A 12,454-nucleotide genomic window follows, 5' to 3' on the forward strand; every position below is an offset into this window, starting at 1 on the left:
CGGTACCTCCTATCGCTTCAACAGGTCGGCGTCGTCGACCGAGGCCGACCGGCGGGCGCGGAAGATGGTCATGATGATGGCCAGGCCCACCACCACCTCCGCGGCGGCGACCACCATGACGAAGAATGCGATCACCTGGCCGTCGAAGGACCCGTGCATCCGGGCGAAGGTCACGAACGCGAGGTTGGCTGCATTGAGCATCAGCTCGATGCACATGAACACCACGATCGCGTTGCGTCGCAGCAGCACTCCGGCGGCGCCGATGGCGAACAACAGCGCCGCGAGGAAGAGGTAGTTCTGCGGGTTCATTCGCGTCCCTCCGCTCCGCCTTCGGCGAGTTGCCGACGGATGCTGCCGGGTTCGGAGGTCGAGTTGATCGGAGGCCGGGGCCGGAGCGTGGCGTTCACCGACAGATCCGACGGTGTCCCGTCGGGTAGCAGGGCGGGGACGTCGACGGCGTTGTGTCGCGCGTAGACGCCGGGACTGGGCATCGGGGTCATGTCCACGCCGTCCCGGAAACGTTGCACCGACAACTCCCGCTGCGTGCGGCGCGGTCCGAAGCGTTCGCGATGGGCGAGCACCATCGCGCCGAGGGTGGCCGCGATGAGCAGTGCGCCGGTGAGTTCGAACGCCCAGAGGTATTGCACGAAGATGAGTTCGGCGATCGCCTCGACGTTGCCGTCGCCCGCGGTGGCCGGTGCACCGGGTGCGCCGGCGACGGGTGCGCCGGCGAACACGGCGAGCGACGCGTTGGCGATGCCGGCGATCAGCAGCACCCCGAATCCGAGGCCGATCAGGATGGCGGCGACGCGTTGGCCGCGCAGGGTCTCCACCAGCGAGTCCGACGAGTCGACACCGATCAGCATCAGCACGAACAGAAACAGCATCATCACCGCGCCGGTGTAGACCACCACCTGCACCACACCGAGGAACAGCGCGCCCTGCGCGACGTAGAAGATCGCCAGGATGATCATGGTGGTTGCCAGGAAGATGGCCGAATAGACGGCCTTGGTGGCGAACACGACACCGAGGGCGCCGATCAGCGCCACCGCCCCGAGCACCCAGAACTGCACGGCCTCACCCGTGCTGGTCGCCGGGAGCGAAGCGAGCGGGACCGATGTCGACGTGCGGGTCAGCTCCGCGAGGAGCGTGGTGGTCACGAGTCCGATCTCCCCACCAGCCGCCCCTCCTTCGACACCTCACCGCGGTAGTAGTTCTCCTCGGTGGAGCCGGGAGCCATGTCGTGCGGTGGCGGTGGAGTCCCGGGTGGCAGAGGCGCCAACAAGCGGTCCTTCTCGTAGATGAGGTCGGCGCGGTTGTCGTCGGCCAGCTCGTAGTCGTTGGTCATGGTCAGCGCCCGGGTGGGGCAGGCCTCGATGCACAGTCCGCAGCCGATGCACCGCAGATAGTTGATCTGATACACCCGGCCGTACCGTTCGCCGGGCGAATACCGCTCCTCGTCGGTGTTGTCGGCGCCCTCCACGTAGATGGCGTCGGCCGGACACGCCCACGCGCACAGCTCGCACCCGATGCACTTCTCCAAGCCATCGGGATGCCGATTGAGTTGGTGGCGACCGTGATAGCGGGGTGCGGTGGGTGTTTTCTGCTCCGGGTACTGCTCGGTGATGGTGGGCGAGAACATCGACGAGAACGTCACGCCCAGGCCGCTCATCGGCTTCAGGAAATCAGGCATCGGTCGTCTCCTTCATGGGATCGGGCGGCGGTGACATCGGACGCGCCGAGAGGACCTGACCGGGCAGCGGGGGCACCGGGAATCCGCCGGCCATCGGGTCGAATGCGGGCGGTTGCGCGGCGTTCTCATCCGCCTCAGGAGCCTTGGGCAGTCGCATCAATCGCCACACCGCGTACAACAGCAGCGCGGTCACCACGAGCCCGGCCGCCGCCGAGACCAGCGACCGTGCGAGGTCGTCGTCGTCGGAGGTGCCGATCGCCACCCGGATCACGGCCACCACCATCACCCACGTCAGCGAGATCGGGATGAGGACCTTCCAACCCAGATTCATGAACTGGTCGTAGCGCAGCCGCGGCAGGCTGGTGCGCAGCCAGATGAACACGAACAGGAACACCCAGACCTTGAGGGTGAACCACAGGATCGGCCACCAACCGGTGTTCGCCCAGTCGAAGGCGCTCACCGGCCAGGGCGCCTGCCAGCCGCCGAGGAACAGGGTGGTGGCCAGCGCCGAGACGGTGACCATGTTGATGTACTCGGCGAGCATGAACATGGCGAACTTCAGCGAGCTGTACTCGGTGTGGAACCCGCCGACGAGTTCGCCCTCGGCCTCCGGGAGGTCGAAGGGGGCGCGGTTGGTCTCACCGACCATCGAGACCGCATAGATCACAAACGACGGCAACAGCAGCAGCACATACCAGTGGTGTTCCTGCGCGGCCACGATGCCCGAGGTCGACATGGTGGCGGCGTCGAGGAACACTGCCGCGAACGTCAGGCCCATGGCGATCTCGTAGGAGATCACCTGCGCGGTGGAGCGCAGCCCGCCGAGCAGCGGATACGTCGACCCCGACGACCAGCCGGCCAACACGATGCCGTACACCCCGACCGAGGTGATCGCGAGCACGTAGAGAACCCCCACCGGTAAGTCGGTGAGTTGCAGTGGGGTCTGATGACCGAACACCGACACCATGGGGCCGAATGGGATCACGGCGAACGCCATGACGGCGGGAACCACGGCGATGATCGGTGCGGCCAGGTAGATCGGCTTGTCCACGCCGCTGGGGATGATGCCCTCCTTGAGGGCGAGCTTCACTCCGTCGGCCAGACTCTGTAACAGCCCACGAGGCCCCACCCGGTTGGGGCCGATCCGGGTCTGCATGCGGGCCATGATCTTCCGCTCGATGAGGATCGCGGCGAGCGGATTCGCGACGAGGAACGCGAATACCGCCAGCGCCTTGAGCCCGATGAGCCACCACGGGTCCTGACCGAAGTCGGCGAGAGTCGGGAAGGTCATCGGGCCTCCTCTGTGGTCGCGATCGTGACCATGTCGCCGGCCCGGGCCCGCAGATCGGTCGTCACCGACGCGCCGGGGGTGTTCATCGGTACCCAGACCACGCCGTCGACCATCTCGGTGATCTGCAGCGGCAGCACGATGGCGCCGCGGGCGGTGCCCACCTCGACGGGCGAGCCGTCGATGGCGTCGATCCCGGCGGCGGTCGCCGCCGACATCCGCGCCATCGGGGTGCGGGCCGTCGCGGCGAGGTGGGGTTCGCCGTCCTGCAGGCGTCCGTCGTCGAGCAGCATCCGCCAGGTCGCCAACACCGCCCGCCGGGTCTCGGGAAGCCCGGAATCGACCTGCGGAGCGGACACATCGGGTGACGGTGGGCGGATGCCCTGCCAGGGACCCAGGTGTTCGAGGTCGCGTCGGATCATCGCGGTGTCCGCGCAGCACAGGTCGATGCCCAGTTGTTGGGCCAACGCGTCGAGCACCCGGTGATCGGGCAGCCCACCGGTCTCCGGCAATGCCGTGCCGAACGGTCGGGCGCGCCCCTCCCAGTCGAGGAACATGCCGGACTTCTCCGGCACCGCCGCCACCGGCAGCACCACGTCGGCGAGGTCGGTCACCGCGGAGCTGCGGATCTCGAGGCTGACGACGAAGTCCGCGTCGGCGAGTGCCGCCCGGGCGGCTTCGGGGTCGGGCAGGTCGGCGATCTCCACGCCGCCCACCAGCAGCGCCGACAGGTCGTGGCGCGCCGCCGCATCGAGGATCGCCGACGTGTCGCGGCCGGTGGTGCTCGGCAGGTCGGGAACCTGCCAGGCCAGGGCGATCTCGGTGCGTGCGGTCAGGTCGGCGACGGGCCGACCGCCGGGCAGCAGGTTGGGTGCGGCGCCCACCTCGAGGGCGCCGCGCTCACCGGCGCGGCGCGGTATCCACGCCAGTCGCGCTCCGGTGCGTTCGGCCAGCCGGACCGCGGCGCTGAGTCCGCCGGGCACACCGGCGAGCCGTTCGCCGACGATGATGACCGACCCGTCGGCCGTGACGGCGTCGGCGGCTGCCTCGGAATCGAGCATGACCGCTTCGTTTCCGGGCGCCGCGGCCAGCAGCGTGCCGTTCAGTTTGGTGACGCCGGGGCTGCGCAGTGCCGCAATCGTGCTCACCCGTAGTCCGCGGGTGCGGGCCGCGCGCCTCAGCCGGAGGAACACGATGGGTGATTCCTCTTCGGGTTCGAACGCGACCAGCAGCACCGCCGGGGCGGCGTCGAGATCACGGTAGGTCACATCGTCGGGTCGGGCGGCCACCTGCGCGGCGAGGAAGTCGGCCTCCTCGGCGCTGTGCACCCGGGCACGAAAGTCGATGTCGTTGGTGTCCAGGGCGACCCGGGCGAATCGGCCATACGCGTAGGCGTCCTCGGCGGTGAGCCGTCCGCCCGCCAGCACCCCGGTCCGCCCACGGGCCGCCGCCAAACCGTCGGCGGCGTGGCGCAATGCGTGCGCCCAGGAGACCTCCCGCAGGGCGCCGTCGGCCCCGCGGATCATCGGAGTCGTCAGCCGGTCGGCGGCCGTCGCGTAGGCGAAGGCCCATCGGCCCTTGTCGCAGTTCCATTCCTGGTTGACCTCGGGGTCGTCACCGGCCAGGCGGCGCAACACCTTTCCGCGTCGGTGATCGGTGCGCTGGGCGCAGCCGCTCGCGCAGTGTTCGCAGGTACTCGGCGTCGACACCAGGTCGAACGGGCGCGCGCGAAACCGGTAGGCGGTGCTGGTGAGCGCACCCACCGGGCAGATCTGCACGGTGTTGCCGGAGAAGTACGATTCGAACGGGTCGTCCTGGTAGATCGAGACTTGTTGTAGTGCACCGCGATCGGCGAAATCGATCAGCGGGTCTCCGGCCACCTGGGCGGAGAACCGGGTGCACCGGGCGCACAAGACGCACCGCTCCCGGTCGAGGAGGACCTCCGATGACAGCGGCACCGGTTTGGTGAATGTCCGTTTGGTGCCGGTGAAGCGGGACTCGCTGCGGCCCGACGACATCGCCTGATTCTGCAGCGGGCATTCGCCACCCTTGTCGCACACCGGGCAGTCGAGCGGATGGTTGATCAGCAGCAGTTCCATCACGCCGCGCTGGGCCTTCTCGGCCACCTCGGAACTGCGCTGGGTGTGTACCACCATGCCATCGGTCGCGACCGTCGTGCACGAGGCCAGCGGTTTGCGTTGGCCCTCCACCTCGACGAGGCACTGTCGGCAGGCGCCGACCGGGTCCAGCAGCGGGTGATCGCAGAAGCGTGGGATCTGGGTGCCGATCAGCTCGGCGGCCCGGATCACCAGAGTGCCCTTGGGAACCGCGATCTCGGTGCCGTCGATGGTGATCGACACCAGGTCGGGTCGCTGCTCGGTGGCTGGTTCGTCGACGGCGGTCATCGGTCACCTTCGAAAGCGGACTCGGCGTACAGCGTCGATCTGGCCGGATCGAACGGGCAACCGCCGTCGAAGTGGGCGAGGTACTCGTCGCGGAAGTGTTCGAGGGACGAGACGATCGGGCTGCCTGCGCCGTCGCCGAGCGCGCAGAACGACTTCCCGACAATGCTGTTGGTGACATCGGAGATGGTGTCGAGGTCGGCTGCGGTCCCCGCGCCGGCCTCGATCCGCGCGAGCAACTGCACCAGCCAGTAGGTGCCCTCCCGGCACGGCGTGCACTTTCCGCATGACTCGTGGGCGTAGAACTCGGTCCAGCGCAGCACCGCTCGCACCACGCACGTCGTCTCGTCGAAGATCTGCAGGGCCTTGGTGCCCAACATCGATCCCGCGGCGCCCACCCCTTCGTAGTCCAGCGGCACGTCGAGGTGTGCGGCGGTGAGGATCGGCGTCGACGACCCGCCCGGTGTCCAGAATTTCAGTTCGTGGCCGGCCCGCACCCCGCCTGCGCGGGCGAGTAGTTCACGCAGGGTGATGCCCAGCGGCGCTTCGTATTGTCCGGGCCGGGCCACGTGTCCGGACAACGAGTAGAGCGTGAAACCCGGCGACTTCTCGGTGCCCATCGAACGGAACCACTCGACCCCGTTGCGGATGATCGGCGGCACACTCGCGATGGACTCGACATTGTTGACCACGGTGGGACTGGCGTACAGTCCGGCGACCGCGGGAAACGGCGGCCGCAGGCGGGGTTGCCCACGGCGCCCCTCGAGGGAGTCCAGCAGTGCTGTCTCCTCGCCGCAGATGTAGGCGCCCGCCCCGGCGTGCACCACCAACTCCAGATCGAAGCCCGACCCCAGGATGTCGAAGCCCAGATAGCCTGCGGTGTAGGCCTCCTCGACGGCAGCGCGGAGACGACGCAACACCGACGCCACCTCGCCGCGCACGTAGATGAACGCATGTGCGGCGCGGATCGCGTAGGCGGCGATGATCGCTCCCTCGATCAGCGAGTGCGGCGAGGCGAGCATCAGCGGAATGTCCTTGCAGGTGCCGGGCTCGGATTCGTCGGCGTTCACCACGAGGTAGTGCGGGCGGGGGTCGGGAGCATCCGGGTCGGCCGGGTCGGTCTGCGGGATAAACGACCATTTCACTCCCACCGGGAAGCCTGCTCCGCCACGGCCGCGTAGTCCGGATGCCTTGACCGTCTCGATGAGGTCGTCGGGCGGTTGCTGCAGCGCGGTGCGCAGCGCGGCATACCCGTTGTGCGACTCATAGGTTCGCAATGACCACGACTCGGGTTCGGCCCAGTACCGACTCAACACGGGCGGTTCGGCCGGTTCGGAGCCCGGCAGCAGTGTGGTCATCGCCCCTCCTCGTCGGGCAGCCCGGCCAGGAGTCGTGCGGTGCGGCGGAAACTGCACACACTGCCGGTGCCGCGGGTGGGGGTGAGGGTCACGCCCGCCCGCAGGTCCTCGACGAGTTCCACACTGTCGGTGGGTGTCTGGTTGTCGAAGAACTCCCAGTTGACCATCACCACCGGAGCGAAATCGCACGCGGCGTTGCACTCCACGTGTTCGAGGGTGATCCGGCCGTCGGCGGTGGTCTCACCCGGCGCGATGCCGAGATGTTCGCGCAGGGTGGCGAGGATCTCGTCGCCACCCATCACCGCGCAGAGCGTGTTGGTGCAGACCCCGACCAGGTACTCCCCGGTCGGTGATCGTCGGTACATCGAATAGAAGGTCGCCACGGCCGCGACCTCGGCGGTGGTGATGTCGAGCTGGGTGGCGCAGAACGCCACGCCCGCCCGGGTGATCTGCGTGTCCTCGGCCTGCACCAGGTGCAGCAGGGGCAGCAACGCCGACCGTGGCTGTGGGTAGCGGGCGATGATCCCGGCCGCGTCGGCGGCCAGCCGGGCCTGTACCTCGTCGGGATAGTGGTCGGGTCCGTCGAAGCGGATCGTCGGATGCGGCTGGGCCGGCAGGACCAGATCGCCCTCGGCGGGCGGTGCCCCGAGATCCACGAACACCGGGTCGCTCATCGGTCGACGCCTCCCATCACCGGATCGATACTGGCGACCGCGGTGATCACGTCGGCCACCATGCCGCCCTCACACATCGCTGCCACCGCTTGCAGATTGGTGAACGATGGATCGCGATAGTGCACGCGGTAGGGTCGGGTACCGCCGTCGGAGACCATGTGCACACCGAGTTCGCCGCGCGGTGATTCCACGGCGATGTAGCACTGCCCGGCCGGTACCCGCATTCCTTCGGTCACCAACTTGAAGTGGTGGATCAGTGCTTCCATCGACGTGCCCATGATCTTCGCGATGTGTTCGGGAGAGTTGCCCAGACCGTCGGGTCCGAGCGCGAGGTCGGCGGGCCAGGCGATCTTGCGGTCGGCGACCATCACCGGGCCGGGACGCAGGCGGTCGAGGCATTGTCGGGCGATCCGCACCGATTCCTTCATCTCCTTGACCCGGATCAGATAGCGGCCGTACGAGTCGCAGGTGGTGTCGGTGATGACGTCGAACTCGTAGTTCTCGTAGCCGCAGTAGGGTTGGGATTTGCGCAGATCGTGTGGCAGGCCGGTGGACCGCAACACCGGACCGGTGATGCCGAGCGCCATACAACCGGTGAGGTCGAGGTAGCCGACCCCCTGGGTGCGTGCCTTCCAGATGTAGTTGTCGTTCAGCAGATCCTCGAGTTCACCGAGCCGGGCCGGCAGTACGTCGAGCAGTTCGCCCACCTTGTCGACCGCGTCGTCGGGCAGATCCTGGGAGACACCGCCCGGCCGGATGTAGGCGTGGTTCATCCGCAGGCCGGTGATGTATTCGAAGATGTCGAGAATCATCTCGCGTTCCCGGAAGCCGAGGAACATCGCGGTGACCGCGCCGAGTTCCATCCCGCCGGTGGCCAGTGCGACGAGGTGCGAGGAGATCCGGTTCAGCTCCATCAGCAGCACCCGGATCACACTCGCGCGTTCGGGGATGTCGTCGGTGATGCCGAGTAGCCGCTCCACGCCGAGGCAGTACGCCGTCTCGTTGAAGAACGGCGACAGGTAGTCCATCCGGGTCACGAAGGTGACCCCCTGCATCCAGGTGCGGTACTCGAGGTTCTTCTCGATGCCGGTGTGCAGGTAGCCGATTCCGCACCGGGCCTCGGTGACGGTTTCGCCCTCGATCTCCAGGATCAGCCGCAACACCCCGTGGGTGGACGGGTGCTGCGGACCCATGTTGACCACGATGCGTTCGTCGCCGGGCTGGGCTTCGGCCCGTTCGCGGACGGCGGTGACGATCTCGTCCCAGTCCTGGCCCGAGACCGTATAGGTCTGGGTGGGGTGCACGTGTTCGGCACCCGAGACGTCGTGGTCGGCGTTGCCGTCGGTGGTCGTCATCAGTTGTAGGACCTCCGCTGATCCGGTGGCGCGATGCGGGTGCCTTTGTACTCCACCGGAACTCCGCCGAGCGGGTAGTCCTTGCGTTGCGGATGGCCCTGCCAGTCGTCGGGCATCTCGATCCGGGTGAGTGAGCGGTGTCCGTCGAAGACGATGCCGAAGAAGTCGTAGGTCTCGCGTTCGTGCCAGTCGTTGGTCGGGTAGATGTCGGTGAGGGTGGGGATGTGCGGGTCCCTGTCGGGGGCCGCGACCTCCAGCCGCACGCGGCGATTGTGGGTGATCGACGCCAGCGGATACACCGCGTGCAGTTCCCGGCCGGAGTCGTCGGGATAGTGAACCCCGTTGACGCCCAGGCACAGTTCGAAACGCAGTGTGTCACGGTTGCGCAGTGTGAGTGCCACCGGCCGCAGGTGTGCGCGGCGCACGTGGATCGTCATCTCGTTGCGGAAGACCACCACCTTCTCGACCGCGTCATCGTAGGTGGGAGCTTGTGGTGCCGACATCTCGGCGAGGCCCGCCGCGAGTTCATCGGCGATCTCGTCGAAGTAGCCGCCGAACGGACGACTGGAGCTACCGGGCAGGGTGACGGCCTGGATGAGCCCGCCGTATCCGGAGGTGTCGCCGCTGCCGTGCACCCCGAACAGGCCTTTGCGCACGCCGATCTGCTCCGAGCCGGTCTGCTCGGCCCGGGTCATGTCGCCGGCCACCCGCGGGGTCTGCCGCTCGGTCATCGCAGCAGACCCTTCATCTCGATGGTCGGTTTGGCCTGCAGCGCAGCCTGTTCGGCTGCCCAGACGGCCTGTTCCCGATTGACGCCGAGGGGCATCTGCTGGATCTGTTCGTGCAATTTCAGAATCGCGTGCAGCAGCATCTCCGGGCGTGGCGGGCAGCCGGGCAGGTAGATGTCCACCGGGACCACGTGGTCGACGCCCTGCACGATGGCGTAGTTGTTGAACATGCCGCCCGACGATGCGCAAACGCCCATGGCCAGTACCCATTTGGGTTCGGTCATCTGGTCGTAGATCTGCCGCAGTACCGGAGCCATCTTCTGGCTGACGCGACCGGCGACGATCATCAGGTCGGCCTGGCGTGGGGAGGCGCGGAAGGCCTCCATCCCGAACCGGGCGAGGTCGTAACGTCCGGAGGTGGTGGCCATCATCTCGATGGCGCAGCAGGCCAGACCGAAGGTGGCCGGCCACAGCGAACCCTTCCGCATGAACCCGGCCAGATCCTCGACGGTACTCAGCAGGAACCCGCTGGGCAGCTTCTCCTCGAGCCCCATCGGCGCACCTCCTCACGTGTAGCGGCGTTCCCGGTATCTGCCCGGCGTCGGGCAGATACCGAGCGAGTGGTCATTCCCAGGCAAGCCCTCCGCGACGCCATTCGTAGGCGTAGGCCACGGAGACGTTGACGATGAACAGCGCCATCGCCGCGAGACCGAACCAGCCGAGGAGGTCGAAGGCGACCGCCCACGGATAGAGGAAGACGATCTCGATGTCGAAGATGATGAAGAGCATCGCGGTGAGGTAGTACTTCACCGGGATGCGCTGGACGGTTCGTTCGGTGATGCGTGATGCGGTGAGCACGCCACCGGTCGAAGCGTCGCCGGTGGGTGTCAGAGTGTGGGATTCGGTGTGCGGTTCGATACCGCACTCGTACGGTTCGAGTTTGGCGCGGTTGTACCGTTTCGGTCCGATCAACATCGCGATGCCGACCGAAAAGACCGCGAACGCCACAGCAATTGCCCCGAGGACCATGATCGGGACGTAGGCGTTCATATCGTGACGGCCTCCCCACAGTCGGTGTCACATGTGAGCTGTGACACAAGACTACTAGCGGGGGAGCCGCCCTTGTCGGGGTTTCTAGAGTTCGGCGTTTCTCAGCAGGTCGACCAGGGTGGTGGACAAGGCGATCGGGTCCACCGGCAGCGTCGCGGTGGCGTCGGCACGCGACCAGTCGGCGAGCCAGCGGTCGTCGGCCCGTCCCAGGAGCAGCAGGATCGGCGGACACGGATCGATCTCGTCACGCATCTGCTTGGCGATGCCCATGCCCCCGGCGGGTGCGGCCTCACCGTCGAGGATGGCGACATCGATCGCGCCCGCATCGAGCTGCGCGAACACCATCGGTGCGGTGGCGACCTCCACGAAGCTGAGCTCGGGCAGAGCGGGATCGGGGTTGCGCCCCAACGCGCCGACGACAGCTGCGCGGGTGTCGGAATGGTCCGAATACACCAGAACCCGCAAGACCACAGCGGGATCGCCATCCGGACGACGCAGCGAGGGCTTCTCGTCGCGGCCGGGGTCTGTCACGTCGAGCACATTACCGCGCCGCCTCGGCCCGGAGTGTGCAGAATCGCCGCGACGGGGTGCGGTTGCTGCGGAGGGCCCGGCCGCATACGGCGATCGACCACCGGCCGGGAGGATCGTTCCTGCAATCGGTCCCCTCAGCTCTTTCCGAGGGGATATCCCCTCGGACGACGCTGAGATGGCTGATTTCAGTCACTGCCACGAGCAAGCCCGAGCCGCCCAGCCGTCAGTGCTCGGTGGAGAACCCGACCCGCCGCCGGTGGTTGTCGAGCGCCAGCGCGACGAGCTGATCGATCAGGTCGGGATAGCTGATCCCGGTGGCCTCCCATAGTTTCGGGTACATGGAGGCCGGGGTGAATCCGGGGATGGTGTTGACCTCGTTGAGCAGCCAACCGCGGCCGTCGGCCTCGTAGAAGAAATCGACCCGCGCCATACCCGCGCAGCGCAACGCCGTGAACGCCTTCGCGGCCAGATCGCGCACCTCGCGGGTGGTGTCGGCGGGCAGGTCGGCGGGGATCACCAGCTTCGCCGCGCCGGTGACGTACTTGTCCTCATAGTCGTAGAACTCGCTGCCCGGCACGATCTCTCCTGGCACCGACGCCTCGGGTGCGGTATTGCCGAGCACCGCCACCTCAACCTCGCGCGCGGTGACCGCCTCCTCGATGATCACCACGTCGTCGTAACGCAGCGCAAGGTCGATGGCCTTGTCGAGTTCGGCCGCGTCGTGGGCCTTGGTGATGCCGACCGACGAACCCAGGTTGGCCGGTTTGACGAATACCGGCAGTCCCAACTCGGACACGGCGCGGTCGACGATGTCGTTCGGGTCGTCGATGCCGTCGCGGAACTCCACCCACCGGCACTGCGGGATGCCGGCTTGCTCGGCGACGATCTTGGCCATCGCCTTGTCCATGCACAGCGCCGACGACAACACCCCGGCGCCGACGTAGGGCACCTTGAACAGTTCGAGCATCCCCTGGATGGTGCCGTCCTCGCCATGCGGGCCGTGCAGCAGCGGGAGCACCACCGTGATTGCCTGCTCGCCGGTCTCGCCGCGGATCGCGGCGAGCGGTTCCACCTCGGTGCCGGCCGGTTCCAGCCGGTCCGGTAGGTCACTGCCCTCGACCAGCGCCGCGATGGCCTTGTCGTTGCGCAGCCACATCCCCGACTTGGTGATACCGATCGGGACCAGGTCGTACTTGCTGCGGTCCGCGGCGGCCAGCACATGGGCGGCGGTGACACAGGAGACGTCGTGTTCGGCGGAGACACCGCCGTAGAGGACGACCAGACGCAGCAGGGGTGAGGCCATGGCCCACACGATACGTCCACGGTGTCGTTCGGGTCGTCTGGGTTTCTGCTGTCGGGTGTGGGGCAGGCGGCG

Annotated in this window: 11 protein-coding genes and 1 pseudogene; all 12 read right to left on the reverse strand. The window is 67.5% G+C overall.

What is annotated here, in order from left to right:
- Positions 1-9 precede the first annotated feature (9 nt).
- Positions 10-309 (reverse strand): NADH-quinone oxidoreductase subunit NuoK, encoded by a 300-nt coding sequence (nuoK, locus tag NWF22_RS11370; RefSeq protein WP_160901806.1) that lies wholly within the window; start codon positions 307-309, stop codon positions 10-12.
- Positions 306-1,136 carry an NADH-quinone oxidoreductase subunit J gene (locus NWF22_RS11375; protein WP_160902167.1) on the reverse strand — a complete coding sequence of 277 codons (831 nt, stop codon included), beginning with the start codon at positions 1,134-1,136 and terminating at the stop codon, positions 306-308. Before NWF22_RS11375 ends, nuoK begins: the two co-directional genes overlap by 4 nt.
- Before the next feature lie 20 nt (positions 1,137-1,156).
- Positions 1,157-1,693, reverse strand: a complete 537-nt coding sequence (gene nuoI, locus NWF22_RS11380; RefSeq protein WP_160901807.1) for an NADH-quinone oxidoreductase subunit NuoI — start codon at positions 1,691-1,693, stop codon at positions 1,157-1,159.
- Positions 1,686-2,984: an NADH-quinone oxidoreductase subunit NuoH gene (gene nuoH, locus NWF22_RS11385; protein WP_160901808.1), complete on the reverse strand. Its 1,299-nt coding sequence runs from the start codon at positions 2,982-2,984 to the stop codon at positions 1,686-1,688. Before nuoH ends, nuoI begins: the two co-directional genes overlap by 8 nt.
- Positions 2,981-5,386: an NADH-quinone oxidoreductase subunit G gene (locus tag NWF22_RS11390; protein ID WP_160901809.1), complete on the reverse strand. Its 2,406-nt coding sequence runs from the start codon at positions 5,384-5,386 to the stop codon at positions 2,981-2,983. The genes nuoH and NWF22_RS11390 overlap by 4 nt, the downstream gene beginning before the upstream one ends.
- Positions 5,383-7,415, reverse strand: a pseudogene (nuoF, locus tag NWF22_RS11395) (NADH-quinone oxidoreductase subunit NuoF). Before nuoF ends, NWF22_RS11390 begins: the two are co-directional and overlap by 4 nt.
- On the reverse strand, positions 7,412-8,770 hold the full coding sequence (gene nuoD, locus NWF22_RS11400; RefSeq protein WP_160901810.1) for an NADH dehydrogenase (quinone) subunit D: 1,359 nt from the start codon (positions 8,768-8,770) through the stop codon (positions 7,412-7,414). The pseudogene nuoF and the gene nuoD overlap by 4 nt, the downstream one beginning before the upstream one ends.
- Positions 8,770-9,465, reverse strand: coding sequence for an NADH-quinone oxidoreductase subunit C (locus tag NWF22_RS11405; RefSeq protein WP_233751092.1), 696 nt, complete (start codon positions 9,463-9,465; stop codon positions 8,770-8,772). Before NWF22_RS11405 ends, nuoD begins: the two co-directional genes overlap by 1 nt.
- 32 nt (positions 9,466-9,497) lie before the next feature.
- Positions 9,498-10,052 (reverse strand): NuoB/complex I 20 kDa subunit family protein, encoded by a 555-nt coding sequence (locus NWF22_RS11410; RefSeq protein WP_160901812.1) that lies wholly within the window; start codon positions 10,050-10,052, stop codon positions 9,498-9,500.
- Between the two features lie 70 nt (positions 10,053-10,122).
- Positions 10,123-10,548 carry an NADH-quinone oxidoreductase subunit A gene (locus tag NWF22_RS11415; RefSeq protein WP_160901813.1) on the reverse strand — a complete coding sequence of 142 codons (426 nt, stop codon included), beginning with the start codon at positions 10,546-10,548 and terminating at the stop codon, positions 10,123-10,125.
- 84 nt (positions 10,549-10,632) lie between these two features.
- Positions 10,633-11,046, reverse strand: a complete 414-nt coding sequence (locus NWF22_RS11420) for a DNA-binding transcriptional response regulator (protein ID WP_160902168.1) — start codon at positions 11,044-11,046, stop codon at positions 10,633-10,635.
- A 256-nt stretch (positions 11,047-11,302) separates the two neighbouring features.
- Positions 11,303-12,382: a D-alanine--D-alanine ligase family protein gene (locus NWF22_RS11425; protein ID WP_160901814.1), complete on the reverse strand. Its 1,080-nt coding sequence runs from the start codon at positions 12,380-12,382 to the stop codon at positions 11,303-11,305.
- Positions 12,383-12,454 lie beyond the last annotated feature (72 nt).

Origin of the sequence: Gordonia mangrovi, assembly GCF_024734075.1 — a bacterium.
Lineage (GTDB): Bacteria > Actinomycetota > Actinomycetes > Mycobacteriales > Mycobacteriaceae > Gordonia > Gordonia mangrovi.